The sequence below is a fragment of the Variovorax sp. GW821-FHT09D05 genome, assembly GCF_059416325.1.
Genome location: NZ_JBWKOZ010000005.1, coordinates 266,971 through 293,252, shown reverse-complemented (window position 1 = coordinate 293,252; position 26,282 = coordinate 266,971). Strand labels below are relative to the sequence as shown.

Here is a 26,282-nt window from a genome sequence, read left to right as displayed (position 1 = left end):
CGATCAGGCAACCGTCGCAGGATCGACGTTCGCCCCGCAGACGATCAGGCACACCTTCTCGCCTTCGCGCGGCACGTAGGCGCCGGTCTGTAGTGCAGCGAGCGGCAGCGCGGCGGCCGGCTCCACCGCCAGCTTCAGCTCTTTCCAGAGCCACTGCTGGGCTGCGCGGATGGATTCGTCGGACAGCAGCAGCGCGTCTTGCACCTGCTGCTGCGTGATCTCCCAGGAAATGGCACCGATGCGGCGTGCGCCGAGCGAATCGGCCGCGATGCCGCCCACTTCCACGTCGACCGGCTCGCCGGCTTCGCGGGCACGGAACAGCGTGGGCGCTTTCTCGGGTTCGAGCGCCACCACGCGGGCGCGCTTCTCGAACCAGCCGGCAAGGCCGCCGATCAGGCCGCCACCGCCCACGCTCACGAGCACCGAATCGGGCAGACCGCCCTGCTGCTCGATCTCGCGGCCCAGCGTGCCCGCGCCGGCCACCACTTCGGGCTGGTCGTAGGCGTGCGTGAGCAAGGCGCCGGATTCCTTCTGGCGCGTCAGGCAGGCGGCCAGCGCATCGGGGTACAGCTCGCCGACCACGACCACTTCGGCCCCCAGCGCACGCAGGCGCGCGCGCTTGGCTTCGGGCGACACGCCGGGCAGGAACACCTGGCAAGGCACACCCAGCGCGCGCGCAGCGGCAGCCGTGGCAATGCCCGCATTGCCACCCGAGGCCACGACCACGCCGCTTTGCGGAATGTCGTTGGCCAGCAGCCGGTTCATCATGCCGCGCGCCTTGAAGCTGCCGCTGACCTGCATGTGCTCGAGCTTGAGCCAGATCTCCGCGCCCGGCACCTCAATGCCGAAGGCGCTTGCCGGCAGCTTCCACAGCGGGGTTTCGCGCAGGAAGTGGCCGGCGCGTTCGCTCAGCCTTCGGGCGGCGCTGTCTATTTCAGAGCGCCAGTCGGTTGTTTTCGTATCGTTCAAGAGATGTGTCCTGGAGGCGGAATGTCGTCGAGCTTGAGGCCCTTGGGGAGCGGAAACTTGATGGTTTCCTCGATGCCGTCCATCTTGCGGACCGACACCGCGCCGAACGCGCGCACGCGGTCGATCACCTCGCGCACCAGCACTTCGGGGGCCGAGGCGCCAGCCGTGAGGCCGATGCGCGTCTTGCCCTCGAACCACTCGGGTTTCAGCTCTTCGGCCGAATCGACCATGTAGCTCTGGGTGCCCAGCCGCTGCGCCAGTTCGCGCAGCCGGTTGCTGTTGGAGCTGGTGGGGCTGCCGACCACGATCACGAGGTCGACCTGCGGGCTCATGATCTTCACCGCGTCCTGGCGGTTCTGGGTGGCGTAGCAGATGTCCTGCTGCTTGGGCTCACGCACCTCGGGAAAGCGCGCGCGCACCGCGGCGGCGATCTCGGCGGCGTCGTCCACGCTCAGCGTGGTCTGGGTGACTACCGCCAGCCTGGAGGTCTGCGTTGGCGAGACCTTCGCCACGTCACCCACGTCCTCTACAAGGTGGATGCCGCTCGACAGCTGGCCCATCGTACCTTCGACCTCAGGGTGCCCCTTGTGGCCGATCATGATGAACTCGTAGCCCTCTTTCGCGAGCTTGGCCACCTCGACGTGCACCTTGGTCACCAGCGGGCAGGTGGCGTCGAAGATCTCGAAGCCGCGGTCGCGCGCCTCCTGCTCCACGGCCTTGCTCACGCCGTGCGCGCTGAACACCAGCGTGGCGCCGGGAGGCACGTCGGACAGTTCCTCGATGAAGATCGCGCCCTTGGCCTTGAGCTCGTTCACCACATAGGTGTTGTGCACGATCTCGTGGCGCACGTAGATCGGCGCGCCGAACTTGGCGATGGCGCGCTCGACGATCTCGATGGCGCGGTCGACACCCGCGCAGAAGCCGCGCGGCTCGGCCAGGATGACTTCTGAGATCTCGGAGTTCATAGCACCCCGATCAGCTTCACTTCGAAAGTGACGGGCTGGCCGGCCAGCGGATGATTGAAGTCGAAGCGCACACCGGTCTCGTTCGACTCGATCACCGCGCCGGCGTAGCTGCCGGTGCCGTCGGGCGTGGGGAACTGCACGACGTCGCCAACGGCGTACTGCTCGTCGGGGTCGCCCATCTGCGCGAGCAGCTTCCTGGCCACCCACTGCTGCATGTCGGGGTTGCGGTCGCCGAAAGCCTCGCCGGCGGGCAGCTCGAAGGTGGCGTGCGTGCCCTCTTCCAGGCCCATCAGGCGCTGCTCCATGGCAGGAGAAAGCTCGCCGGTGCCGAGAGACAGGGTCGCGGGTTTGTCGGCGAAAGTATTGATGATGTCGCCCGCCGGGCCGGCCAGCCGGTAATGCAGGGTCAGAAAGGAGCCGGAAGTCACGACTTGGGACATGGGGGCAGCGGAGGTGGGCAAAGACAAGGTGGGTGTCCCGATAAACTGGGCCTCATTTTAAGGACCGGGGCTTCCACCCGGCTCCGCCAAGGTTTCACCCCCAGGGTTTCATGTCATTCAAGGATCTCCCCCTAGACGCCCGTCCCCGCGAAAAACTCATCTCGCGGGGAGCGTCCGCGCTGGCCGATGCCGAGCTGCTGGCCCTGCTGCTGCGCACCGGAGTTGCGGGCAAGAACGTGCTGCAGCTGGCACAGCAACTGCTCGAGCGCTTCGGCGGGCTCTCGGGGTTGCTGCACACCGGCGCCGAAGACCTCAAGGCCGTCAAGGGCATGGGCGGCAGCGCCAAGCGCTCCGAGCTGATCGCCGTGCTCGAACTGGCACGCCGTGCCATGGGCGAAAGGCTCAAGGAGCGCACGGTGTTCGACTCGCCCGGCGCAGTGAAGCAATACCTGCAGTTGCACATCGGCTCCTGCTCCTACGAAGTTTTCGCGGTGGTTTTCCTCGACGTGCAGCACCGCATGATCGCGCTGGAAGAAATGTTCCGCGGCACGCTCACGCAGACCAGCGTCTACCCGCGCGAGGTCGTCACGCGCACCATCCACCACCAGGCCGCAGCCGTGGTGCTGGCGCACAACCACCCGAGCGGCAACATCGAGCCCTCGCGTGCCGACGAGTCGCTCACGCAAACGCTGCGAGCCGCCCTGGCGCTGGTGGACGTGCGGGTGCTCGACCACATCATCGTGAGCCCCGGGCAGAGTTTTTCGATGGCCGAGAGAGGGCTGCTCTGATGGGCTCGCGCGCTCCCTCGCTCAAGAACCTCGCCGACCTCAAGCAGGTGCAGCGCGCGCTCGCCGAAACCCGCGAGCGCGAAGCCGCCGAGGCGGCCGCCAAGGCAGCGGCAGAACGCAAGCGCGCCGCCGAGAAAGACCTGTTCGCCCGGGCCATCGGCGCCACCGAACCATTGCGCCGCAAAGCCGCCGTGCCGCTCGCACCGGAGCCGCCCGCGCCCATCCCTGTGCAGCACCAGCTCGACGAGCAGCGCGTGCTGCGCGAGTCGCTCTCCGACGAGTTCGACGTGACCACGCTGCTCGATGTGGACGACGCCATGAGCTTCCGCCGCCCCGGCATCGGCACCGATGTGACGGCGCGGCTGCGCAAGGGCGACTGGGCGATCCAGGCGCAGGTCGACCTGCACGGGCTGCGCAGCGACGAGGCGCGGGAGGCGCTCGGCGGCTTCATCCGCACGGCCTACAAGCAAGGGTTGCGCTGCGTGCGCGTGGTGCACGGCAAGGGGCTGGGTTCGCCGGGCAAGCAGCCGGTGCTGAAGACCAAGACCCAGCGCTGGCTGATCCAGAAGAACGAAGTGATCGCCTTCGTACAGGCCAAGCCTGCTGAAGGCGGGGCCGGCGCCCTCGTCGTGCTGCTGGCGCCCGCGCGGCGCTGAGCCGCACGGGACGCCGGTTTCTCTTTTGCCTTACTGGCTCAGATCGAGCTTGTAGACCGAGCGGCCCTTGCCGCTGCCGTCATCGGCCGTCAGCAGCGAGATGTTCGTCAATCCGGCATCCGTCGCAGCGCTCAGTTGGCCCTGCCCCGACGTGAACACCACATTCCCCGCCGTCGTCACTTGCGTGAAACGCCAGCTGCGCGCCGCACCGTTGGTTGCACGCGTGATGGTCTTCTTGGCCTTGATGTAGTCGATCAACACGTCGCGGTTCGCATCCGGCGATGCATAGATCGTCGCGCGCCCGTCCAGCGCGGGGATGAAGCTCGCACCGCTCGTCGCACGGTAGTTGTTCGTCGCGATGACGAACTCCTTCGCCGGGTCGATCGCAGCGCCCAGGTACGTCAGGTTCTTGATCCTGCTGCCCACGTCCTGCGTCACGTCGATCTCGTACTGCACGTCGGGCGTGGTGAACATGTCGAAGTTGTAGCCCGGAAAGGTGCTGATGAGCTGCTGGTCGGCCGTGGCCGTCAGGCTGATCTTGTTGAAGCGCTTGGCCGCTGCTTCGAGCCAGCTCTTGATTTCCGCGCCCGTCACCTTCACCGCATACACCGTGTTCGGGTACAGGTACAGGTCGGCCGCATTGAAGATCGCCAGGTTGCCCACGGCCACGTCGGTGTAGTCGCGACCGCCTTCGTAGCCCGACTTGAAGGGCGCGCTCACCGACAGCACCGGCAGGCTCGCGTACTGCGACAGGTTGGCCTGGATGTAGGCCTTCACGTAGTCGGCCTGCGCCTGGTTCACGATCTGGATCGCACCCGGGTCGCCCACGTCCGCGAAGAAGGTGTTCATGCGGAAGTCGGTACTGCCGATAGGCGTCTTCACGTAGGTGATCGCGGCCTTGTGCTGCGTATCGACCAGCGGAGCGATCGCAGGGTCGGCATCGACGTACACGGCCTTGTTGGCGCTGTCCTTGCCTGTCTGCGTGGAGCGCGCGTCGACCACGGTCTTGCTCTTGTCCACGCTCCAGGCCTTGCCGTCGTACTCCAGCTCCAGCTTGATGAGGCCCAGCGACTTGCCCCACGACGAAGCCATCACCGCCGGCACACCGTTGACGGTGCCGGCCGTGTTGTCCACGCCAGCCTGCGTGAAGCCGGGCTTGGCGCTGCGGTCGGGGAAAACGGCGTGCTGGTGGCCCATCATCAGCGCGTCGATGCCCGGCACCTTAGCGAGGTACAGGGCCGAGTTCTCCATCGTCGGCGAGTAGGCCGATCCGTCGATCCCGCCGTGCTGCAGCGCGACCACGATGTCGGCGCCCTTGGCGCGCAGTTCGGGGATGTACCGGGTTGCCGCTTCCACCGTGCCCTCAGTGCGCAGCTTGCCTTCGAGGTAGCGCTTGTCCCAGTTCATGATGCCGGGCGTGGTGAAGCCGATCACGCCAACCTTCAGCGGCACCGTAACGCTCTTGCCGTCGGGCCCGGTCGCGGTGAACTGCTTGTTCAGGATGACGTACGGCGCGAGCAGCGGCTTGCCGGTCTTCACGCTCTGCACGTTCGCCAGCACCAGCGGAAAGCTCGGCCCGACGCACTTCTTGGTGGCGTCCACGCCATCGACATCGAGCCCGCCGCCGATTGCCTGATTGAGAAACTCCAGGCCGTAGTTGAACTCGTGGTTGCCGAGCGTGCCGGCATCGAAGCCCGTGGCGTTCATCGCCTTGTACATCGACAGCGGCTGCGTGCACGGAATGCGGTTGATCAGCGCCTCATAGTCGGCCAGCGCCGTGCCCTGGATGGTGTCGCCGCTGTCGAACAGCATCGTGTTGGCGAACTCCTTGCGCGCCGCGTTGATCAGCGTGGACGCGCGCTCGTAGCCGTACGACTTGTCTTCGGCAACCTTGAAGTAGTCGAAGCTCAGCACGTTGAAGTGCAGGTCGGTGGTTTCGAGCAGGGCCACCGTGGTGCGCGTGCCCTTGGCCACCGGTGCGGGCGTGGTGGGCGTGGGGTTCGACGTCACCGGCGGAATGACGACGTTGCCGCCGCCACAGGCGGTGAGCGCGGCGGCCAGGACGGCGGCACAGGTGGTCATGGGGACAAAACGCGAAAGCGACGTGGCCGCTGCATCGTTCTTCATCGAGAGGTCTCCCTGCAAATTAGAGGAAGACCAGTCTCTGAAAGCCGAGTGACAGGCCAGTGAACCGGGCCTGACCTGCGGCACTCTTACGACAGGTTCACGACAGGTGATTCTTTAGTGGTACCGACGCATCCGCCACTGCCGCCGCATCGGGGCTGCGCCCCGCTTCGAGCAGCTTGCGGCTCATCATGTGATCGACCGGCGCATTCACCGACTCCACGCACACGAGCTGCCCGTCGACGTAATGGAACAGCGAGAACGCATCGGGCTTCGGCCCCGCGCGGCGCACGCTGCTCAGGCCCGGCGTGCCTTCGGCCGGCATCAGGCCGACCATCTGCAGGCGCATGCCGCCCTGGTCGGACCAGAACCACGCGACCGCGTCGTGCGCGCGCGCCGCGCCGGTCAGCGTGGCCACTGCGGTGCGCGCCTGGTCGTTGGCGTTCTGCACGGATTCGAGCCGCAGCGCGCGACCCGCGCGGCGGTCTGGGAAGCGCGTGCAGTCGCCCACCGCGAGCACGTCGGCCGCGCTGGTCTGCATGTGGCCGTCGACCACGATGCCGTCCGCGCATTCGATGCCGGCCGCTTGCGCGAGCGCGGTCTCGGGCACTGCGCCGATGCCGAGCAGCAGCAGGTCGACAGGCTGCTTCACGCCGTTGACCTGCACCGACACCAGCCGGTCGCCTTCGACTTCGAACGCGCCGGTCTGCGCGCCGAGCACGATGTCGATGCCGGCCGCGCGGTGCGTGGCGAGCACGTGCGCCGACAGCTCGGGCGACACCGCGCGCCCCAGCAGCCGCGGCGCGCTCTCGATCACCTGCACCGACTTGCCGAGCGCCTTGGCAGTGGCCGCCACTTCGAGCCCGATGAAGCCGCCGCCGAGCACCGTCACATGTTCGGCCGCCGCGAGCCGCGTGCGCAGGCGATGCGCTTCGTCGGCCGCGCGCAGGCTCGCGACGTTTTCCAGGCCCGGCTTCAGATCCGGCATCTGGCGCGCGCGGGTGCCGGTGGCCAGCACCAGTTGCTGCCACGGCAGGATCGCGCCCGAACGCAGAGTGACGGTGTGCGCCTCGCGGTCGATGGCAACGGCGGCATCGCCCAGGTGCAGCGTGATACCCGCTTCGCGGTACCAGTCGGCGGCCTTGTGCGGCTGCGTGGTTTCTTCCGCGCTCTTGAGAAAGGCCTTGGACAGCGGCGGGCGGTGATACGGCTCGCAGGCCTCTTCGCAGACCAAGTGCACGCGCGCGCCCTGCCCTGCTTCGGCAAGGCCGGCGCAGAGCTGGGCCGCGGCATGGCCGCCGCCGATGATGACGATGGAATTCATGAGAGAAGTGTCTTTCGAAATCGTTGTGTGATCGGTCAGTCACTCGCCGCGGTTGCGCATCCAGTCGGCGGTCTTGAAGAAGGAGTCGCGCAGGCGCTCGCGCAAGTCTTCCGGCACGCCCGTCTCGCCCATGGCCTGGTCCATGCAGGCCAGCCACTGGTCGCGCTCCTTGATGCCGATGGTGTGGCCGCCGATGCTCTGCGGCAGGTGGCGCGCCCGCAGCATCGGATGGCCGAAACGGTCGGTGTAGTGCTGCGGGCCGCCGAGCCAGCCGCACAGGAACCAGAACAGGCGCTGGCGCGCGTTGTCGAGGCTGGTGCCGTGGACGGCGCGCAACTGCGCATAGGCGGGCTCGAGGTCCATCAGGTCGTAGAAGCGCTCGACCAGCGCCTCTACCTTCGGTTCGCCGCCGATCCAGTCGAACGGCGTGCCGGCGGGCGGCTTTTCTTGAATCTGCATGGGCTGGAGTATCCCTCCGGGCGCTTGCTAGAGCTGCACGAGGCCGGGAATGGCCACGTCGGGGTTCACGTCGGCCTCGTAGTCCACGCCCTCCACCGAGAAGCCGAAGAGGCGCAGGAACTCGGTCTTGTAGCCGGCGAAATCGGTGAGCTCGTCGAGGTTGTCGCCGGTCACCTGCGGCCAGAGCTCCAGCACGCGAGCCTGCACCTGCGGCGCCAGTTCCTTGTAGTCCGCGCGCAGGCGGCCGTCCTCGTCGATGTGCGGTGTGCTGCCGTAGAGGCTTTCGGCAAAGAGCCCGTGCACCTGCTCGATGCAGCCCTCATGCGTGCCCTGCGCCTTCATCACCTTGAACAGCAGCGACAGGTACAGCGGCATCATCGGAATGGCCGAGCTGGCCTGCGTGACGACCGCCTTCAGCACCGACACGCGCGCATCGCCGCCCTTGGCGGCCAGCTGCGCGCGGATGCCCAGCACCTTCTGGTCCAAGTCCTTCTTGGCGGCGCCGATGGAGCCGTTCCAGTAGATGTCGTGCGTGATCTGCTCGCCCAGGTAGGTAAACGCCGTGGTCTTCGCACCGTCGGCCAGCACGCCGGCCTGCTGCAGCGCGTCGATCCACATCTGCCAGTCTTCACCGCCCATCACGGCCACGGTGTTGTCGATTTCTTCCTGCGTCGCGGGTTCGAGCACCGTTTCCTTCACGGCCCCGCTGTCGGTGTCGAGGCCGCGCAGGTTCACCGACTTGCCGATGGGCTTGAGCACCGAGTTGAAGACCTGGCCGGTCTTCGGATGCGTGCGTCGCGGCGCTGCCAGGCTGTAGACGACGAGGTCGACCTGGCCGAGGTCGGCGCGGATGGTGTCGATGACCTGCTGCTTCACCGCGTCGGAGAAGCCATCGCCGTTGATGCTCTTCGCGTAGTGGCCTTCGGCTGTCGCGGCGCGATGGAAAGCGGCGGTGTTGTACCAGCCGGGCGAGCCGGGCTTGGTTTCGCTGCCCGGGCGTTCGAAGAACGCGCCGAGCGTGTCGGCACCGCTGCCGAAAGCGGCGGTGATGCGCGCGGCCAGGCCGTAGCCGGTCGATGCGCCGATCACCAGCACCTTCTTCGGGCCGCCCGCAATGGGCCCCTGGGCCTTGACGTAGTCGATCTGCTGCCTGACGTTGGCTTCACAGCCGGTGGGATGGGTCGTGACGCAGATGAAGCCGCGCACGCGGGGTTTGATGATCATGAGGATCTCGCTGGATGAGAGATGCGGGAAGAAAACGGCGGGAGCGCGTTTTTGGCGCCGCGAATTTAACCCAGGCCGTAATAACCGCCTTCAGCTTGTCCATATGCATATGTCGATTGACGATTTAATAATCAGGGGTTTTATTGATATGGTTCGACCCTGAATTTCCTTTAGGAGAGAGACAACCTATGCGCCACACCCTGCTCGCCGCGGCCGTCGCCGCTTCCACCTTCCTGCTCGGCACCGTCGCCCACGCCGACCAGCTGGCCGACATCAAGAAAAAGGGCGAACTGGTCGTCGGCGTGCTCGGCACCGACGAGCCCGCGACCTTCGTCGATCCGAAGACGCGTCAGATCGTCGGCTACGAAGTCGACCTGGTGAACGCCATCGCCAAGAAGATCGGCGTGAAGCCGGTGCTCAAGCAGATCGCTGTGGCCGCGCGCATTCCGGAGCTGCAGCAGGGCCACGTTGACCTGGTGGCAGCCGGCCTCACGCACAATAAGGAGCGCGAGGCGCAGATCGACTTCTCTCTCACCACCTTCGTCACCGGCCAGAAGGCCATCGTGAAGAAAGACAGCGGCATCAGCGAAGTGCCGCAGCTCGCAGGCAAGAAGGTGCTGACCATCCGCGGTGGCACGCAGGAGCCCAACATCCGCAAGGCCGTGCCCAACGTCGAGGTCGTGACCTTCGACACGAGCCAGCAGGCCTTCCAGGCGCTGCAGCAGGGCAAGGGCGTGGGCTATGTGGACGACGAGGCCGCGCTGCTGCGCAGCTACGCCAAGTTGGGCCCGCAGAAGGCGCAGTACGTGGTGCTCAAGCAGAACCTGAGCACCGAGGCGCTGGCCATCGGCATCAAGAAGGGCGAGACCGGCCTGAAGGCCGTGGTGGACGACACGCTGCGCGAGCTCGAGAAGTCGGGCGAAGCGCAGAAGATCTTCATCAAGTGGTACGGCCCGACGACGGCTTCTGGCTTCCAGACGCGCGACTTCAAGCTCGACTCCGACAAGATCGACTGAGCCCGCGTTTCTCCTTCCCCCGCCGGGGGAAGGCCGGGATGGGGGCACGCGGCCCCGGCCCTTCGCGGCGGTGATACTGTCGCCCCCCATGCCCCTGTTCGACTATTCCTTGCTGCTGACCGGCAAGTACCACGACATGCTCATCGCGGGCCTGCTGCTGTCGCTGCAGCTGCTCGCGGCCGCGCTGGTGCTGGCGCTGCCCATCGCACTGGTGGTGGCGCTCCTGCGGCTGTCGCCCTTCGCGCCGCTGCGCTGGCTCGGCTTTGCGTACGTGGAGTCGATCCGCAACATCCCGCTGCTCGCGCACATGCTGTTCTGGTACTTCGGCGCACCCGAGCTGCTGCCCGAGGGCATCAAGCAATGGCTCTACGCGGGGCATATCGAGGCCTACAGCGCGGTGATTGCGCTGGCGCTGTACACGGCGGCCTTCATGGCGGAAGACATCCGCAGCGGCATCCGCGCGATTCCTTCGGTGCAGTTCGAAGCCGGCCGCGCAATGGGCTTCAGCTACCTGGCCACCATGCGCCGCGTGGTGCTGCCGCAGGCGCTGCGCGTGACCATTCCGCCGCTCATTTCGCAGACGCTGAGCCTCTGGAAGAACACCTCCATCGCCACAGTGATCGGCGTGGCCGAGCTGATGTACCAGGCGGGCCAGGTCGAGAGCGCGACCTTCCGCAGCTTCGAGTCTTTTGCGTTCGCGAGCGCGGCGTACCTGACGGTGTCGCTGGCCATCACCGGGCTGGCGACCTGGTACCACCACCGTTACCCGGTGCGGACCATCTGAGGGCGCCAACGCGATGTTGCAGATCATCAACGACTACTGGGTCTACTTCCTCATCGGGCAGTACCCCAACGGCCCGCTCGGCGGGCTGGTGCTCACGCTGCTGCTGGCCTCCTGCGGGCTGGTGCTCGCACTGCCGCTGGGCATCGTGCTCGGGCTGGCGCGCGTGAGCCCGTGGCGCTGGCTGCGCTGGCCGGTCACGGGCTTCGTGTTCGTGGTGCGCGGGCTGCCGCTGCTGATGGTGATCTTCTGGGCCTACTTCTTCCTGCCCAGCGTCACGGGCGTGAAGACCGACCAGTTCACCACCATGCTGATCGCGCTCGTGGTGTTCGATGCCGCCTACCTCGCCGAGATCGTGCGCGCCGGCATCCAGGGCCTGCCGCGCGGGCAGATGGAAACGGCCCGCGCACTGGGCCTGGGCTATGGCCGCGCGATGCGGCTCGTGGTGCTCCCACAGGCGCTGCGCAGCATGCTGCCCTCGCTGGTGAACCAGTTCGTCTCGACCATCAAGGAAACCTCGCTGGGCTACATCATCGGGCTGGCCGAGGTGTCGTTCATCGCGACGCAGATCAACACGCAGGTGTTCACCAAGCCCGCGCAGATCTACCTGATATTGGGCGGGACGTATTTCATTCTCTGCTTCGGCCTGTCTCGCTTCGCCTACTGGCTGGAACGCCGGCTCGCGCGCCGCGGCATCTCTACAGCCACCGCCAAGGTGTCCGCATGATCGAACTCGAAAAAGTCAACAAGTGGTACGGCAGCTACCACGCGCTGGTCGACATCAGCGAGACCATCCACAAGGGCGAAGTCGTCGTGGTGTGCGGACCCTCGGGCTCGGGTAAGTCGACGCTGATCCGCACCTTCAACCGGCTGGAGCCCATTCAATCGGGCCGCATCGTCGTCGACGGGCAGGACATCCATGCGCCGGGCCTGGACGTGAACGCCTTCCGCTCGCGCATCGGCTTTGTCTTTCAGCAGTTCAACCTGTTCCCGCATCTCACGGTGTTGCAGAACTGCACGATGGCGCCGATGCAGCTGCGCGGCCTCACGCGCAAGGAGGCCGATGAGCGCGCGATGGCGCTGCTGCATCGCGTGGGCCTGTCGAACAAGGCCAACGCATGGCCAAGCGAACTGTCGGGCGGCCAGCAGCAGCGCGTGGCAATTGCACGCGCGCTCGCGATGCAGCCGCCGCTGATGCTGTTCGACGAGCCCACCAGCGCGCTCGACCCCGAAATGGTCGGCGAGGTACTGCTGGTGATGCGCGACCTGACACGCGACGGCATGACGATGGTCTGCGTGACGCACGAAATGGGCTTCGCGCGCGAGGTGGCCGACCGCGTGCTGTTCATGGACGAAGGCAAGGTGCTGGAGCGCGCCACGCCGGACGACTTCTTCAACCGGCCACAGCATCCGCGTGCGCAGCAGTTCCTGTCCGACATCCGATCGCCTTTCGCGAGAGACGCATGACCGACACCACCCTCCCCCTCATCGACGTCGCGCCGCTCGTTGCCGGCACACCCGGGCGCGACGCCGTCGCCGCGCAGATCGGCGCCGCCTGCCGCGCCCACGGCTTCTTCTACGTGACGGGCCACGGCGTCGATGCGGCGCTGGTGAAGCGGCTCGAAGAGCTGAGCCACCGCTTCTTCGAGCTGCCCGAAGAAACCAAGATGCAGTGGCGCATGGCCCTCGGCGGACGCGCCTGGCGCGGCTTCTTCCCGCTCGGCGGCGAGCTGACCTCGGGCCGGCCCGACTGGAAGGAAGGCCTCTACCTCGGCACCGAACTGCCCGCCACGCACCCACTGGTGCAGGCGAAAACGCCAGTGCACGGGCCAAACCTGTTTCCCGACGTGCCGGGCTTTCGCGAGACCATCCTCGACTACATGGCGGCTGTCACGCAGCTGGGTCACCGGCTGATGGAAGGCATCGCGCTGAGCCTCGGCCTGGACGCGGACTACTTCGCCGAACGCTACACGGCCGACCCGCTGATCCTGTTCCGCCTCTTCAACTATCCGACGCAGGCCGTGCCCGAAGGCCTCGACGTGCAGTGGGGCGTGGGCGAGCACACCGACTACGGGCTGCTCACGATCCTGCACCAGGACCAGATCGGCGGCCTCGCGGTGCACACGCCAGGTGGCTGGATCGACGCGCCGCCCGTGGCGGGTTCGTTCGTCTGCAACATCGGCGACATGCTCGACCGCATGACCGGCGGGCTCTACAAGTCGACGCCGCACCGGGTGAAGCGCAACACTTCGGGGCGCGACCGGCTGTCGTTTCCGCTGTTCTTCGATCCGAACTTCGAGGCGCGCGTGCAGCGCATCGAAGGCCTCGCAGGCGCCGAGGCGCGCGACGACAGCGCCGAGCGCTGGGACCGCGCCAACGTGCACGCCTTCAGCGGGCGCTATGGCGACTACCTGCTCGCGAAGGTGTCGAAGGTGTTCCCGCAGTTGCGCGACGAAGTGCTCTGAACGGCTGGCGAAGGCTCGTCGAGGAAGGCGTCTTCCCAGCGTTCGATCTCGGCATCGGGGTCGGAAATGGGTACGAGCTTGTCGCTGCGGCAATAAAAGGTCCAGCCCTCGAACAGCACGTCGTAGTACGTGCCGGGCAGGTAGCGCTCGCTCGGCGCCTCGTAGGGCGGCGAGACCACTTCAACGATCCGGCCCACCGCACGCTCCGTGAAGGGCGACGCCAGGCAGCTGTCGACCACATGGCAGAGCGTGCCGATCTTGATCATGAGGGCCTTGCTGCTGCCTCGGCGGGAAACCAGCGCGGCAGGTGCGGCACCGCTTCGTGCAGCGACTCGAGCACATGGAAGGCCCGCTCGATGATGGATGCGGGCGGGTGCTTGAGGTCGGGCACGACCACGACACGCATGCCCGCCGCGAGCGCCGCCTTGGCGCCGTTCTCGCTGTCCTCGAAGGCGATGCATTCCGCCGGGTCCACGCCCAGCCGTTCGGCCGCGAGCAGGTAGAGCGCCGGATCGGGCTTGGCGCGCGCAACCTCGTCGCCGCCCGCAAAAGCCGAGAAATGGTGCAGCACGCCCAGGCTGCCAAGGCAGGCCTGGATCTGCCCGCTGGTCGATGACGAGGCCACGGCGCAGCGCGTGCCGCGTTCGCGCAGCGCGCTCAGGAATTCGGCCGCGCCGGGCTTGATGGGAAACAGGGGCGCACCGTCAGAGCGCTCCAGCTGCAGGCGCTGGCGGACATGAGCCACGGCGTGGTTGTAGGCATCCGCACCGCCCAGCAGCGACGCGAGGATGTGTTCGGACTCGGTCATGGCCAGCCCGACGACCTGCAGGTACTGGCTGTGCGAAAGCTCGATGTCGAGCGTGCGGGCGGCCTCGATCCAGGCGGCCATGATGGGCCGCTCCGAATCGATCAGCAGCCCGTCCATGTCGAAGATTGCGGCGGCGAACATCGGGGCATCCTAATGAAAAAGGGGCCGAAACGGCCCCTTTTGAAAGAAACGGCGGCAGTTGGCTGCCTTGTGCAAGTCGTCAGTCCCGCGCCAGTGCCCGGTTCAGCCCCAGCGCGCCCAGCGTGGCGATGGCACCCGACAGCAGGTAGATGCTGACGTAGGCCAGACCGAAGTGGGCCGACAGGCCGAGGGCAACCAGTGGCGCGAACGCCGCACCGATCAGCCAGGCCAGGTCGGCCGTGAGTGCCGCGCCAACGTAGCGGTACTTGGGTGCGAAGTTCGAGGTCACGGCGCCGGCCGCCTGGCCGTACGACAGGCCCAGGATCACGAAGCCCAGCAGGATGAAGATGTCCTGCCCGACGCGGCCGCCATCGAGCAGCGTGGGGGCGAAACCACTGAAAGCCGCGATCACGGCAGCCAGGCCGCCCAGCGTGAAGCGTCGGCCGATGCGGTCAGCCAGCAGGCCCGAGGCCACGATGCCGGCGGCGCCGAGCACCGCGCCGATCATCTGCACGATCAGGAATTCGGTGACCGACTGGTCGGAATACAGCGTGATCCACGACAGCGGGAACACCGTGATCAGGTGGAACAGCGCATAGCTGGCCAGCGCGGCGAAGGCGCCGATCAGCAGGTTGGCGCCCTGAGAGCGAACCAGTTCGCTCACGCTGGTGGGCTCCAGTTCACGCTCTTCGAGCAGGCGCGAGTATTCGTCGGTGGCCACCAGGCGCAGGCGGGCGAACAGCGCCACCACGTTGATCGCGAAGGCCACGTAGAAGCTGTAGCGCCAGCCCCAGTCGAGGAAGTCCTCGGACGGCAGGCTCGAATACAGGTAAGCGAACAGCGCGCTGGCAATGAAGAAGCCGATGGGCGCACCCAGCTGGCCCAGCATGGCGTACCAGCCGCGGCGGTTGGCCGGGGCATTCAGTGCAAGCAGCGACGGCAGGCCGTCCCAGGAAGCGCCCAGCGCCAGGCCTTGGCCGAAACGGAACACCGACAGCAGCACGATCGCCGTGAAGCCCAGGCTCGCATAGCCCGGCAGGAAGGCGATGCCGGCGGTGGAGGTGCCCAGCACGAAAAGTGCCGACGTGAGCTTGGCCTCTCGCCCGAATCGTCGCTGGATGACCATCGAGATGACAGTTCCGAACGGACGCGCGATGAAGGCGAAGGAAAAGATCAGGAACGAATAGAGAACGCCCTCGAGGTGCTGCTCGAACGGAAAGAAGACCGCCGGGAACACCAGCACCGAGGCGATGCCGTAGACGAAGAAGTCGAAATATTCGGAGGCGCGGCCGATGATCACGCCGACCGCGATCTCGCCGGGGGCGATGTGCGAGTGGTCGTCGCCCTGCCGGGCGCCGCCGTGCTCGGGCGAGTTCGGCAGCGGCTGTGCGCCTTGCGGACTGATGCTGGACGTCGTCATTGCTTGCTGTAATTCAGGTGTCACGCCGGGGCGCGACACCATAAGACCATGGAGATCCCAGAGCGTCGCACCGAATCACATTTACCGCCATAGGACAAAACGTCCAATAGGCGAAACCCGTCTTCAGGCGTAGATTGTGGGGTCTTTTTGCGTCGCCCCTGCACCTCTTTTCCTTCGGCATGCACATCCTCAAGAACCTTCGCCGATCACTCCTGTTGCTTTCCGCCATGCTCCTGGCGGGCTGCAACACGGTGCTGATGAACCCATCCGGCGACATCGCCAATCAGCAGGGACGCCTCATCGTCGTCTCCACCGTGCTGATGCTGATCATCATCATCCCGGTGATCGCCCTGACCATCTTCTTTGCCTGGCGCTATCGCCAATCCAACAAAGAGGCCACCTACAGCCCCGACTGGGACCACTCGACCCAGCTCGAACTGGCGATCTGGGCGGCGCCGCTGCTCATCATCATCGCGCTGGGCGCCATCACCTGGATCAGCACCCACACGCTCGACCCCTACCAGCCGCTGCGCCGCCTCGACGCCCAGCGCGCGATTCCGGCCGAAACCAAGCCGCTGGTGGTCGAAGTGGTGGCACTCGACTGGAAGTGGCTCTTCATCTACCCCGAGCAGGGCATCGCCACGGTGAACGAGCTGGCCGCCCCGGTGGACCGCCCGATCAGCTTCAAGATCACGGCTTCTTCGGTAATGAACTCGTTCTTCATCCCCGCGCTGGCCGGCCAGATCTACGCCATGCCGGGCATGGAAACCAAGCTGCACGCGGTGATCAACAAGCCGGGCGAGTTCGAAGGCTTCTCCGCCAACTACAGCGGCGCCGGCTTCTCGGGCATGCGCTTCAAGTTCCACGGCCTCAGCAACGGCGACTTCGACCAGTGGGTCCAGAAGGTCAAGGCCGGCAAGGACGGCGAACTCACGCGCGATCTCTACAAGAAGCTTGAAGTGCCCAGCGAGCGCGAGCCCGTGCGCCACTACGCCGCCGTGGACCCTGCCCTGTACGACGCCATCCTCAACCTGTGCGTGGACCGCAACAAGATGTGCATGAAGGAAATGATGGCCATCGACGCCGACGGCGGCATGGGCAAGCCCGGCGCCTTCAACGTTGCCACCAAGCAAGCCTGGCAGGTCGATTCACTCGACACGCCCAAGCGCAAGTACGTCACCGCGATGTGCACCACCGAAGAATAAGATGTTGCAGAACCTAGACCTGACGAAGCTCGTCTTCGGCCGCCTCTCATGGGAGGCGATTCCCTTCCACGAACCGATCCTGCTCGCGACCTTTGCGGGCGTGGTGCTGGGCGGCATCGCCGTCCTCGGCGCACTGACCTACTTCAAGCTGTGGGGCATGCTGTGGCGCGACTGGATCACCAGCATCGACCACAAGAAGATCGGCATCATGTACATCATCCTGGGCCTGGTGATGCTGCTGCGCGGCTTCGCCGACGCGCTGATGATGCGGGCCCAGCAGGCGATGGCCTTCGGCGATAACGCCGGCTTCCTTCCGCCGCACCACTACGACCAAGTCTTCACCGCCCACGGCGTGATCATGATCTTCTTCGTGGCGATGCCGCTGGTCACGGGCCTCATGAACTTCGTGGTGCCGCTGCAGATCGGCGCGCGCGACGTGGCCTTCCCGTTCCTGAACAACTTCAGCTTCTGGATGACCACCTTCGGCGCCGGCCTCGTGATGGCGTCGCTGTTCGTCGGTGAATTCGCCAAGACCGGCTGGCTGGCCTACCCGCCGCTGTCGGGCATTCTCTTCAGCCCCGACGTGGGGGTCGACTACTACATATGGTCATTGCAGATAGCGGGGGTGGGCACATTGCTATCCGGCGTGAACCTGCTGGCGACCATCGTGAAGATGCGCGCGCCCGGCATGACGATGATGAAGATGCCCGTGTTCACCTGGACCGCGCTCTGCACCAACGTTCTGATCGTTGCAGCCTTCCCGGTGCTGACCGCCGTGCTGGCCCTGCTGTCGCTCGACCGCTACGTCGGCACCAACTTCTTCACGAACGACCTCGGCGGCAACGCCATGATGTACGTGAACCTGATCTGGATCTGGGGCCACCCCGAGGTGTACATCCTGATCCTGCCGGCCTTCGGCATCTTCTCGGAAGTGGTCTCCACCTTCTCCGGCAAGCGCCTCTTCGGCTACGCCTCGATGGTGTACGCCACGGTCGTGATCACCATCCTGTCGTACCTCGTCTGGCTGCACCACTTCTTCACCATGGGCTCCGGTGCCAGCGTGAACTCGTTCTTCGGCATCACGACGATGATCATCTCGATCCCGACGGGCGCGAAGATCTTCAACTGGCTCTTCACCATGTACCGCGGCCGCATCCGTTTCGAGCTGCCCATGATGTGGACCATCGGCTTCATGATCACCTTCGTGATCGGCGGCATGACCGGCGTGCTGCTGGCCGTTCCCCCGGCCGACTTCGTGCTGCACAACAGCCTCTTCCTGATCGCCCACTTCCACAACGTGATCATCGGCGGCGTGCTGTTCGGCATGCTGGCGGGCATCACCTACTGGTTCCCGAAGGCCTTCGGCTACAAGCTCGACCCGTTCTGGGGCAAGTGCTCGTTCTGGTTCTGGATCGTCGGCTTCTGGTTCGCCTTCATGCCGCTGTACATCCTGGGCCTGATGGGCGTCACCCGCCGCATGAACCACTTCCAGGACATGTCGCTGCAGATCTGGTTCCAGGTTGCCGCCTTCGGCGCCGTGCTGATCGCGCTGGGCATTGCCTCGTTCATCATCCAGCTGGTGGTGAGCTTCATTCGCCGCGAATCGCTGCGCGACACCACGGGCGACCCGTGGAACGGCCGCACGCTCGAATGGTCGACCTCGTCGCCCCCGCCGGCCTACAACTTCGCGTTCACGCCGCGCGTGCATGACAACGACGCCTGGTCCGACATGAAGGCCCGCGGCTACCAGCGTCCGCTGGAAGGCTTCAGCCCGATCCACATGCCCAAGAACACGGCCGCCGGCTTCATCATCGCGGCGCTGGCCGCGGTGGGCGGCTTCGCAATGATCTGGCAGATGTGGCTCGTGGCCGGCATCGGCTTCGTCGCCATGCTCGCCGCAGTGATCATCCACACGTTCAACTACAAGCGCGACTATCACATCCCCACGGAAGAAGTCGTCAGCACCGAAGACGCGCGCACGCGCCTGCTAGCTGCCCATGTCTAACACCACCGCTCTTTCCGCCGGCAGCGCCGGCCAAGCGTCGAACGCGCCCGCGTTCGAGGTCTTCAACGTCCGCAACGAAGACCACCACCCCGAGAACGGCACGCTGCTGGGCTTCTGGCTCTACCTGATGAGCGACTGCCTCATCTTCGCGTGCCTGTTCGCGGTGTACGGCGTGCTGGGCCGCAGCTACGCGGCCGGCCCCTCGGGCGCCGACCTGTTCGACCTGCCGCTGGTGGCAATCAACACCTCGCTGCTGCTGCTGTCGTCCATCACGTACGGCTTTGCCGTGCTCGAGATGCAGAAGCGCCGCATGGGCGCCGTGCTGGTCTGGCTGGCCATCACCGGCCTGCTGGGCGCGGGCTTCATCGGCCTGGAGCTGTACGAGTTCGCGCACCTGATCCACGAAGGCGCGGGCCCGCAGCGCAGCGCCTTCCTGTCGTCGTTCTTCGCACTGGTGGGCACCCACGGCCTGCACGTGACCTTCGGCATCGTCTGGCTCATCGTGCTGATGATCCAGCTGCCCAAGCACGGCTTCACCGCCGCCAACCGCCGCCGCCTGATGTGCCTGTCGATGTTCTGGCACTTTCTGGACGTGGTCTGGATCGGCGTCTTCACCTTCGTGTATCTGATGGGATCGCTGCAATGAGCGCGCACACCGAAACCGCCGGCCACGGCGCACATGGCCATGACAGCCACGACGATGGCCCTGTGAGCCACAGCACCTTCAAGGGCTACATGACCGGCTTCGTGCTGGCCGTGATCCTCACCGCCATTCCGTTCTGGCTCGTGATGGCCAAGGTCTTCGACAAGCCCAACACCACCGCCCTCGTCATCCTGGCCTTCGCCGTGGTGCAGATCGTGGTGCACATGGTGTACTTCCTGCACATGGACGCCAAGTCCGAAGGCGGCTGGAACATGCTGGCGCTGATCTTCACGCTCGTGCTCGTGGTCATCACGCTGGCCGGTTCGCTGTGGGTCATGTACCACATGAACACCAACATGATGCCGGCCTCGATGCACGACATGAAGAACATGCCCTGATGGCGGCAGCGGTCCGCCAGCGTTCCACCGCCGCGCGGGTGGCGCTGGCGGTCGGCGCAGCCCTCGCCTTTGCCGGCTTCTTCGCGCTCGGCACCTGGCAGGTCGAGCGCAGGGCCTGGAAGCTCGATCTCATCGCCCGCGTCGAACAGCGCGTGCATGCCCCGGCTGCCGCGGCGCCCGGGCGAACCGAATGGCCCACGGTCAACGCGGCCAACGATGAATATCGGCATGTCCGCCTTGCCGGCACTTTTCTCCACGACAAAGAGACGCTGGTGCAAGCCAGCACCAAGCTCGGCGCCGGCTTCTGGGTGCTGACCCCGCTGCGCAGCGCGGACGGCACCGTGGTGCTCGTCAATCGCGGGTTCGTGCCGCCTGAAGCACGCGAACGCCCGGCCCGCACCGCGCCAGAGCCGCAGGGCGAGACCACCGTGGCCGGCCTGCTGCGCCTCACCGAGCCCAAGGGCGGCTTCCTGCGCAAGAACGACGCGGCCGCCGATCGCTGGTTCTCGCGCGACGTGCAGGCCATTGCCGCGGCGCGCGGCCTGAACGACGTCGCGCCCTACTTCGTCGATGCCGAGGCCGCACCCGCGCAAGCCACGGCCACCATCGACACCCCCGCATGGCCCGCCGCCGGCCTCACGGTCATCGCCTTTCCCAACAGCCACCTGGTTTATGCCCTTACGTGGTACGGCCTCGCCCTGATGGTGCTGGTCGCGGCCTGGTTCGTGCGGCGCAGCGACGAAAATGCGGCCCATGCCGAAGCCCGCCCCGCCCAAGATGCTCGCCGCGACGACTGACACCGCCGCGGTCGCGGGCGAACTGCACGCCCCCCGCGCCGGCGTCGCGAGCCTCGACAACGCCACCGGCCACCAGAACATGCAGCAGCTGATCCAGCTGCGCTGGTTCGCCGTGGTCGGGCAGGTCGTCACCATCCTGGTGGTGCACTACGGCTTCGCGATCCGGTTGCCGCTGGACCACATGCTGCAGGTGCTGACCTGCCTCGCGCTCTTCAACATGGTGAGCCTGCTGCGTTCGCGCAGCCACCGGCGCGTGACCAACGGCGAACTGTTCCTCGCGCTGCTGGTCGACGTGGCCACGCTCACGGCGCAGCTCTACCTGAGCGGCGGCGCGACCAACCCCTTCGTGTTTTTGTTCCTGCTGCAGGTGACGCTCGGCGCGGTGCTGCTGAAGCCCTGGTCGACCTGGACCATCGTGGTCATCACCAGCATCTGCTTCGCCGGGCTGGCGCTGTTCTCGCGTCCGCTCGCGCTGCCGCTGGACCACAACCGCGGCCTGTGGAGCCCCTACATCCAGGGCATGCTGGTGTGCTTCGCGCTGAACGCGGCGCTGCTCGTGATCTTCATCACCCGCATCGGCCGCAACCTGCGCGCGCGCGACGCCCGGCTGGCCGACCTGCGCCAGCGCGCCTCGGAAGAAGAACACATCGTGCGCATGGGCCTGCTGGCTTCGGGCGCGGCGCACGAGCTGGGCACGCCGCTGGCCACGCTGGCGGTGATCCTGGGCGACTGGCGCCGGCTGCCGCATTTCAGCTCCGACCCCGAGCTGCTGACCGAGGTGGCCGAGATGGAGCTGCAGATCCAGCGCTGCAAGAGCATCGTGAGCGGCATCCTGCTGTCGGCCGGCGAGGCGCGCGGCGAATCGTCGGAAGAAACCACGGTCAGCACCTTCCTCGACGACCTGATCGAAGAGTGGCGCACCACCCGCCCCGTGGAAGACTTCGAGTACGACAACCGCTTTGGCCGGGACCTGCCCATGGTCTCCGACTCGGCCCTCAAGCAGATGATCTGCAACGTGCTCGACAATGCGCTGGAGGCGTCGCCGCACTGGCTGCGCCTTGAGGCGGCGCACGACGCCGACGCGCTGACGATCACGGTCACGGACGCAGGCCCCGGCTTCCTGCCGGCCATCCTGAAGGAGTTCGGCAAACCCTATCAGTCGAGCAAGGGCCGCCCCGGCGGTGGGCTCGGGCTGTTCCTGGTCGTGAACGTGGCGCGCACTGTCGGCGGCCGCGTCGCGGCGGCCAACCGGCCCGAGGGCGGCGCCATCGTGAAGATCACGCTGCCGCTCGCGGCCATCGTGCTGGAAGAAGAGGCGGAAGAGGACGACGAAAAGGTCCTCGACGGCGAGACCATCGAAGTGGAAGGCAATGACCGAAACCGAAGCTGAGCGCCAGTTGCTGATCGTCGAGGACGACGATGCCTTCGCGCGCGCGCTCGGCCGCTCCTTCGAGCGCCGCGGCTATGCCGTCACGCAGGCAGGCAACCTCGCGGAAGTCGACGCCCTGCTGGCCACCGCCTCGCCCGGCTACGCGGTGGTCGACCTGAAGCTCAACGGCGAGGCCTCGGGCCTGGCCGCCGTGCAGATGCTGCACCGGCACAACCCCAAGATGCTGATCGTGGTGCTGACGGGCTTCGCCAGCATCGCCACCGCCGTGGAAGCCATCAAGCTCGGCGCCTGCCACTACCTGGCCAAGCCGTCGAACACCGACGACATCGAGGCCGCCTTCGGCCGCGCCGCCGGCACCACGGAGGTCGAGCTGACCAACCGCTCGACCTCGATCAAGACGCTCGAATGGGAGCGCATCCACGAGACGCTGGCCGAAACCGGCTTCAACATCTCGGAGACCGCGCGCAGGCTCGGCATGCACCGGCGTACGCTGGCGCGCAAGCTGGGCAAGCAGCAGGTCAAGTAGGCAACCACTACATCCCTCCATCTGCATGAGGTTCCGATGACGACAGCTCCCTCCCAGACGCAACCCTCGCAGCGCACCTCCGTGCTGGCAGCCCGCGACCAGACGGCGATGGAAGAACTCTTCAATGCCCTGAGCCACGGCCTGGGCCTGGCGCTGGCCATCGCCGCGCTCCCCATCCTGGTCTACAACGCGGTGCAGAAGGGGCAGGCCGCGGGCGTGGTCGGCGCCTGTCTTTTCGCGGGCACGGCCATCGTGCTGTACCTGATCTCCACGCTGTACCACGCACTGCCCATGGGCCGGGCCAAGGCCTGGTTCAACCGGCTGGACCACGCGGCCATCTACCTTTTCATCGCGGGCAGCTACATGCCCTTTCTCTTCGGCGTGCTGCGCGGGCCGCTGGGGTGGACACTGTTCGGCGCCATCTGCGCGGCGGCCGTGCTGGGCGTGAGCGCCAAGCTGTTCAACCGGCTGCAGCATCCGCTGTGGTCGACCGGGCTCTATGTGGCGATGGGGTGGATGGCGCTGATGGCTGCGGTACCGCTGTACGAGCGCATGTCACCGGCAGGGCTGGGTTGGCTCGTGGCCGGTGGGCTCTTCTATACGGCGGGCGCCGTGGTGTTCCTGTTCGACAACAAGGTGCGCTTCGCGCATTCGGTGTGGCACCTGTTCGTGCTGGCGGGCAGCACCTGCCATTTCTTCGCCGTGCTCTGGCACTCGCACGGCTGATCTTCCTGACTCAGTAATGCGGCGGTAGCTCGTCGCGCGGGTTGCGCGCAGCGCCGTCCTGACCCGCGCTTTGCGCCTGCTCCTTGAGTTGCGTCACCTGCAGGATCAGCCGGTCGATCTGCTGCTGCTGGCGGTAGATCGTCATGTTCAGCTGGTCGAGCAGGTCTTCGGCGTAGCTCGACTTGATCTCGAGCTCGGTCACGCGTTCCGCGAGGTCGTGGGGTGGGTTTTCCATGCCGCTATTGGACAGGAAGACCGACCCACCTTTTATGACGCTTCCCTTAGCCTCCTCCTGGCCTCTTAGCGCCGTACCTTCGCTTCGAGCAGATCGCCCATGCCGATGCGCTTCGCGAACTCGATGCGCACACGCTCCGACACCTCGAACACCTCCGTCGCACCGTCGCCCACGAAGTCGATCAGCGAGCGCATCGGCCGTGTGCCGGCGGGCAGGCCCACGATGCGCACGATCTCGTCGGCCACGGCCTGCGGGTCGGCGTTGTCGGGCGTCAGCGCCGAGAGGCGTTCGCCGATCTGGTCCATCACGCCGTCGTAGCGGCTGTAGGCGGCGGCGGTCGCGGCATCGGCCGGCTTGCCCGCGCTCGGGAAATGGTCGGTGCCCCTGGTGAAGGCGCCCGGCACGACGATGGAAGTCTCGATGCCGAAGCGAGCGATCTCGTAGGCCAGCGTGACCGCCAGCGAATCCATCGCCGCCTTGGCCGCGCCATAAGGGCCCATGAACGGCGGAAAGCCGCCCTTGGTGGTGGTGCTGCTGATCCACAGCATCAGCCCCGACTCCTGCCTGCGCAGGTACGGCAGCACCGCGCGGTTCACGCGCTGCGCGCCGAGCACGTTGGTGTCGAACACCTTCACGATCTCCTCGGGCGTGAAGGCCTCGGTCGGACCGACCACGAGGTGGCCGGCGTTCTGCATCACCACGTCGAGGTGGCCCTGCTCGCGCACGATGGTCGCGGCGGCGGCATCGGCCGAGTCCTGCGAGAGCACGTCGAGTTCGAGTGGGTGGAGCTGAATGTTCTTCGCCGCAGCGAGCGAGCGCAGTTCGGCGGCGCGGCCGGCATTGCGGCCCGCGATGTCGCGCATCGACGCGTAGACGACGTGGCCGGCTTCGGCCAGCGATTGCGCGCTGAGCTTGCCAATGCCGGTGCCAGCACCGGTGACCAGGATGATCTGCTTTTGCATGAGGTTTCTCCGTATGGGTTGGGTTGATCCGAGAAAGCGAATGGCTCAGGCCACGCCGCCGTTGGCGCGCAGGACCTGCCCGTTGACCCAGCCCGCGTCCGGGCCGGCGAGGAAGGCCACCACCGAAGCGATGTCCTCGGGCTGGCCGAGGCGCTGCAGCGGCGGCATCTTCGCGAAGGTCTGGATCTGTTCTTCGGTCTTGCCGTCGAGGAACAGCGAGGTGGCGATCGGGCCCGGCGCCACGGCGTTCACCGTGATGTTTCGGCCGCGCAGCTCCTTGGCGAAGACGTGCGTGAAGGCCTCGACCGCCGCCTTGGTGGCGTTGTAGATCGCATAGCCGGGCATGTTCAGCGCGAGCGTGGTGCTCGAGAAGTTGACGACGCGCCCGCCCTCGTTGAGGCGCGTGGCAGCTTCGCGCAGCGTGTTGAAGGTACCGCGCACGTTGATGTCGAAGGTCTGGTCGTAGAGCGCGTCCGTGTGCTCGGCCAGCGGCACGGTCTTGAGCACGCCGGCGTTGTTGACCAGCACGTCGACCTTGCCGAGCTGCGCCTCGACTGCGTCGAACATGGCGCGCACTTCGCCGGCGCTGGCCACGTCGGCCTTGACCGCGAAGGCCTTGCCGCCAGCGGCCTGCAGTTCGGCGACGAGGGCGTCGGCCTGCGCCGGACTCGACGCGTAGTTGACGGCGACCGCGAAGCCGTCCTTGGCGAGCCGCCGCGCAATGGCGGCGCCGATGCCGCGCGATGCGCCGGTGACGAGGGCGACTTTGGAGTTGGAGGGCTTGTTCATGGCTGTTTCCTTTGCAGTGGTTGGTTGGTGAGACGAATGATCGATCGTTCCCATCCAAAGATAATCAGCCTTGAATCGCCATTACCATTCCATTTACTTCAACAATAGATTCGGAGCCCGGCCATGGACCGCTTCCAGGAAATGCTGGCCTTCGTGCGCATCGCCGAGCGCCAGAGCTTCACGCAGGCGTCCGAAGACCTGCAGATTCCGCGCGCCACCGTCACCAACCTCATCAAGCGCGTGGAGCAGCGCCTGGGCACCCGGCTGCTGGAGCGCACCACCCGCACCGTGCGCCTCACGCAGGACGGCGAGGCCTACTACCGCCGCTGCGTTCGGCTGCTGGCCGACGTCGAAGAGGCCGAAGGCCTGTTCCGCGACGAGGCGCCCAAGGGGCTGCTGCGCGTGAACCTGCAGGGCACGCTGGCGCGGCATTTCGTGGTGCCCGCGCTGCCGGCGTTCCTGGCGCGATATCCCGACCTGGAACTGCACATCGGCGAGGACGACCGGCTGGTCGACCTGGTACGCGAAGGCGTCGACTGCGTCCTGCGCGCGGGCACGCTGCAAGATTCATCGATGGTCGGGCGGCGCGTGGCGCTGCTGCCGCAGGTCACGGTCGCGAGCCCGGCCTACCTGGCGCAGCGCGGCGAGCCCGAGAGCGTGGAAGCGCTGTCGGTGCACCGCGCCATCCACTACATCTCCAGCGCCACGGGCAAGGCGGTGCCGCTCGAATTCACGGTCGACGGCCAGGTGACGACCGTGCAGCTCGGCGGCATCGTCTCGGTGACGGGCGCCGACCTGTACACCGGCTCGGCCGTCGCGGGCCTGGGACTGGTGCAGGTGCCGCGCTATCGCGTGGCCAGCGAACTTGCAGACGGGCGACTGAAGGTGCTGCTGCCCGGCTTCGCGCCACCGCCGATGCCGGTTTCGGTGCTCTATGCGCAGAACCGGCAGCTGTCGTCGCGGGTGCGAGTGTTCACGCAGTGGCTGCGCGACATCTTCGAAGCGGCAGCGCAAACCTGAGCAGGT

29 protein-coding genes are annotated in these 26,282 nt (G+C 66.5%); 16 read left to right on the top strand and 13 right to left on the bottom strand.

All coding sequences use genetic code 11. The features are described 5' to 3' along the window. Positions 1 to 3: 3 nt before the first annotated feature. The 3 genes from AC07O3_RS15695 to AC07O3_RS15685 are packed head-to-tail and all read right to left on the bottom strand — an operon-like array spanning position 4 to position 2,374. Positions 4 to 969, bottom strand: a complete 966-nt coding sequence (locus tag AC07O3_RS15695) for a threonine/serine dehydratase (protein WP_093077338.1) — start codon at positions 967 to 969, stop codon at positions 4 to 6. Continuing rightward, positions 966 to 1,934 carry a 4-hydroxy-3-methylbut-2-enyl diphosphate reductase gene (ispH, locus tag AC07O3_RS15690; RefSeq protein WP_093077340.1) on the bottom strand — a complete coding sequence of 323 codons (969 nt, stop codon included), beginning with the start codon at positions 1,932 to 1,934 and terminating at the stop codon, positions 966 to 968. Before ispH ends, AC07O3_RS15695 begins: the two co-directional genes overlap by 4 nt. Continuing rightward, positions 1,931 to 2,374, bottom strand: coding sequence for an FKBP-type peptidyl-prolyl cis-trans isomerase (locus AC07O3_RS15685; protein WP_093057967.1), 444 nt, complete (start codon positions 2,372 to 2,374; stop codon positions 1,931 to 1,933). The genes ispH and AC07O3_RS15685 overlap by 4 nt, the downstream gene beginning before the upstream one ends. 110 nt (positions 2,375 to 2,484) lie before the next feature. Here AC07O3_RS15685 and radC point away from each other — a divergent pair, with 110 nt between their 5' ends. Beyond that, a complete protein-coding gene (radC, locus tag AC07O3_RS15680; protein WP_495339756.1) occupies positions 2,485 to 3,162 on the top strand; it encodes a RadC family protein in 678 nt (225 codons plus the stop codon). After that, entirely contained in the window at positions 3,162 to 3,818 is a 657-nt protein-coding gene (locus tag AC07O3_RS15675; RefSeq protein ID WP_093057969.1) for a Smr/MutS family protein, read from the top strand. The genes radC and AC07O3_RS15675 overlap by 1 nt, the downstream gene beginning before the upstream one ends. 30 nt (positions 3,819 to 3,848) lie before the next feature. Here AC07O3_RS15675 and AC07O3_RS15670 read toward each other — a convergent pair whose 3' ends face one another. The 4 genes from AC07O3_RS15670 to fabV form a co-directional block, all read right to left on the bottom strand. Beyond that, the gene (locus tag AC07O3_RS15670) at positions 3,849 to 5,900 is read right to left on the bottom strand and encodes a bifunctional 2',3'-cyclic-nucleotide 2'-phosphodiesterase/3'-nucleotidase (RefSeq protein ID WP_495339878.1); all 2,052 of its coding nucleotides are present in this window, start codon (positions 5,898 to 5,900) and stop codon (positions 3,849 to 3,851) included. Positions 5,901 to 6,042: 142 nt separating this feature from the next. Then, on the bottom strand, positions 6,043 to 7,266 hold the full coding sequence (locus AC07O3_RS15665; RefSeq protein ID WP_495339755.1) for an NAD(P)/FAD-dependent oxidoreductase: 1,224 nt from the start codon (positions 7,264 to 7,266) through the stop codon (positions 6,043 to 6,045). Between the two features lie 39 nt (positions 7,267 to 7,305). After that, positions 7,306 to 7,725 carry a group II truncated hemoglobin gene (locus AC07O3_RS15660; RefSeq protein ID WP_093057971.1) on the bottom strand — a complete coding sequence of 140 codons (420 nt, stop codon included), beginning with the start codon at positions 7,723 to 7,725 and terminating at the stop codon, positions 7,306 to 7,308. A gap of 27 nt (positions 7,726 to 7,752) precedes the next feature. Next, entirely contained in the window at positions 7,753 to 8,949 is a 1,197-nt protein-coding gene (gene fabV / locus AC07O3_RS15655) for an enoyl-ACP reductase FabV (RefSeq protein WP_495339754.1), read from the bottom strand. Between the two features lie 188 nt (positions 8,950 to 9,137). Between fabV and AC07O3_RS15650 the strand changes: the two genes are divergently transcribed. From AC07O3_RS15650 to AC07O3_RS15630, 5 genes are all read left to right on the top strand, one after another. After that, positions 9,138 to 9,965 carry an ABC transporter substrate-binding protein gene (locus AC07O3_RS15650; protein WP_307616205.1) on the top strand — a complete coding sequence of 276 codons (828 nt, stop codon included), beginning with the start codon at positions 9,138 to 9,140 and terminating at the stop codon, positions 9,963 to 9,965. Between the two features lie 88 nt (positions 9,966 to 10,053). Then, a complete protein-coding gene (locus AC07O3_RS15645) occupies positions 10,054 to 10,749 on the top strand; it encodes an amino acid ABC transporter permease (RefSeq protein WP_097198263.1) in 696 nt (231 codons plus the stop codon). 13 nt (positions 10,750 to 10,762) lie between these two features. Beyond that, entirely contained in the window at positions 10,763 to 11,473 is a 711-nt protein-coding gene (locus tag AC07O3_RS15640; protein ID WP_081265922.1) for an amino acid ABC transporter permease, read from the top strand. Beyond that, a complete protein-coding gene (locus AC07O3_RS15635; RefSeq protein ID WP_097198262.1) occupies positions 11,470 to 12,213 on the top strand; it encodes an amino acid ABC transporter ATP-binding protein in 744 nt (247 codons plus the stop codon). The genes AC07O3_RS15640 and AC07O3_RS15635 overlap by 4 nt, the downstream gene beginning before the upstream one ends. Next, the gene (locus AC07O3_RS15630) at positions 12,210 to 13,211 is read left to right on the top strand and encodes an isopenicillin N synthase family dioxygenase (RefSeq protein WP_495339753.1); all 1,002 of its coding nucleotides are present in this window, start codon (positions 12,210 to 12,212) and stop codon (positions 13,209 to 13,211) included. The genes AC07O3_RS15635 and AC07O3_RS15630 overlap by 4 nt, the downstream gene beginning before the upstream one ends. Here AC07O3_RS15630 and AC07O3_RS15625 read toward each other — a convergent pair. From AC07O3_RS15625 to AC07O3_RS15615, 3 genes are all read right to left on the bottom strand, one after another. Further along, positions 13,154 to 13,477, bottom strand: a complete 324-nt coding sequence (locus AC07O3_RS15625; RefSeq protein ID WP_093178640.1) for a hypothetical protein — start codon at positions 13,475 to 13,477, stop codon at positions 13,154 to 13,156. The genes AC07O3_RS15630 and AC07O3_RS15625 overlap by 58 nt on opposite strands. After that, complete coding sequence (locus tag AC07O3_RS15620) at positions 13,474 to 14,160, bottom strand: HAD family hydrolase (protein ID WP_495339752.1); 687 nt, start codon at positions 14,158 to 14,160, stop codon at positions 13,474 to 13,476. The genes AC07O3_RS15625 and AC07O3_RS15620 overlap by 4 nt, the downstream gene beginning before the upstream one ends. Before the next feature lie 79 nt (positions 14,161 to 14,239). Continuing rightward, positions 14,240 to 15,580 (bottom strand): MFS transporter, encoded by a 1,341-nt coding sequence (locus AC07O3_RS15615; RefSeq protein WP_093057978.1) that lies wholly within the window; start codon positions 15,578 to 15,580, stop codon positions 14,240 to 14,242. 179 nt (positions 15,581 to 15,759) lie between these two features. Here AC07O3_RS15615 and cyoA point away from each other — a divergent pair, with 179 nt between their 5' ends. Genes cyoA through trhA form a run of 8 tightly spaced genes read left to right on the top strand, consistent with a single transcriptional unit; the run spans position 15,760 to position 23,270 of the window. Beyond that, positions 15,760 to 16,785: a ubiquinol oxidase subunit II gene (gene cyoA, locus AC07O3_RS15610; RefSeq protein WP_093077606.1), complete on the top strand. Its 1,026-nt coding sequence runs from the start codon at positions 15,760 to 15,762 to the stop codon at positions 16,783 to 16,785. A gap of 1 nt (position 16,786) precedes the next feature. Then, entirely contained in the window at positions 16,787 to 18,790 is a 2,004-nt protein-coding gene (cyoB, locus tag AC07O3_RS15605) for a cytochrome o ubiquinol oxidase subunit I (RefSeq protein WP_093057980.1), read from the top strand. Continuing rightward, positions 18,783 to 19,436 carry a cytochrome o ubiquinol oxidase subunit III gene (gene cyoC / locus AC07O3_RS15600; protein WP_093057981.1) on the top strand — a complete coding sequence of 218 codons (654 nt, stop codon included), beginning with the start codon at positions 18,783 to 18,785 and terminating at the stop codon, positions 19,434 to 19,436. Before cyoB ends, cyoC begins: the two co-directional genes overlap by 8 nt. Then, positions 19,433 to 19,831, top strand: a complete 399-nt coding sequence (gene cyoD, locus AC07O3_RS15595) for a cytochrome o ubiquinol oxidase subunit IV (protein WP_093057982.1) — start codon at positions 19,433 to 19,435, stop codon at positions 19,829 to 19,831. Before cyoC ends, cyoD begins: the two co-directional genes overlap by 4 nt. Further along, complete coding sequence (locus AC07O3_RS15590; RefSeq protein WP_495339751.1) at positions 19,831 to 20,628, top strand: SURF1 family protein; 798 nt, start codon at positions 19,831 to 19,833, stop codon at positions 20,626 to 20,628. Before cyoD ends, AC07O3_RS15590 begins: the two co-directional genes overlap by 1 nt. Continuing rightward, positions 20,585 to 22,018 carry an ATP-binding protein gene (locus AC07O3_RS15585; protein WP_177142428.1) on the top strand — a complete coding sequence of 478 codons (1,434 nt, stop codon included), beginning with the start codon at positions 20,585 to 20,587 and terminating at the stop codon, positions 22,016 to 22,018. Before AC07O3_RS15590 ends, AC07O3_RS15585 begins: the two co-directional genes overlap by 44 nt. Next, positions 21,999 to 22,544, top strand: a complete 546-nt coding sequence (locus AC07O3_RS15580) for a response regulator transcription factor (RefSeq protein WP_093057984.1) — start codon at positions 21,999 to 22,001, stop codon at positions 22,542 to 22,544. Before AC07O3_RS15585 ends, AC07O3_RS15580 begins: the two co-directional genes overlap by 20 nt. 36 nt (positions 22,545 to 22,580) lie before the next feature. Then, the gene (trhA, locus tag AC07O3_RS15575; RefSeq protein ID WP_177142429.1) at positions 22,581 to 23,270 is read left to right on the top strand and encodes a PAQR family membrane homeostasis protein TrhA; all 690 of its coding nucleotides are present in this window, start codon (positions 22,581 to 22,583) and stop codon (positions 23,268 to 23,270) included. Positions 23,271 to 23,280: 10 nt separating this feature from the next. On the opposite strand, the gene AC07O3_RS15570 is transcribed toward trhA, so the two are convergent. From AC07O3_RS15570 to AC07O3_RS15560, 3 genes are all read right to left on the bottom strand, one after another. Next, the gene (locus AC07O3_RS15570; RefSeq protein ID WP_007839244.1) at positions 23,281 to 23,505 is read right to left on the bottom strand and encodes a SlyX family protein; all 225 of its coding nucleotides are present in this window, start codon (positions 23,503 to 23,505) and stop codon (positions 23,281 to 23,283) included. A 65-nt stretch (positions 23,506 to 23,570) separates the two neighbouring features. Further along, positions 23,571 to 24,467 carry an SDR family oxidoreductase gene (locus AC07O3_RS15565; RefSeq protein ID WP_093057986.1) on the bottom strand — a complete coding sequence of 299 codons (897 nt, stop codon included), beginning with the start codon at positions 24,465 to 24,467 and terminating at the stop codon, positions 23,571 to 23,573. A 45-nt stretch (positions 24,468 to 24,512) separates the two neighbouring features. Continuing rightward, positions 24,513 to 25,256 (bottom strand): SDR family oxidoreductase, encoded by a 744-nt coding sequence (locus AC07O3_RS15560; RefSeq protein WP_495339750.1) that lies wholly within the window; start codon positions 25,254 to 25,256, stop codon positions 24,513 to 24,515. Between the two features lie 123 nt (positions 25,257 to 25,379). Here AC07O3_RS15560 and AC07O3_RS15555 point away from each other — a divergent pair, with 123 nt between their 5' ends. Beyond that, positions 25,380 to 26,276 (top strand): LysR family transcriptional regulator, encoded by an 897-nt coding sequence (locus tag AC07O3_RS15555; protein WP_495339749.1) that lies wholly within the window; start codon positions 25,380 to 25,382, stop codon positions 26,274 to 26,276. Positions 26,277 to 26,282 lie beyond the last annotated feature (6 nt).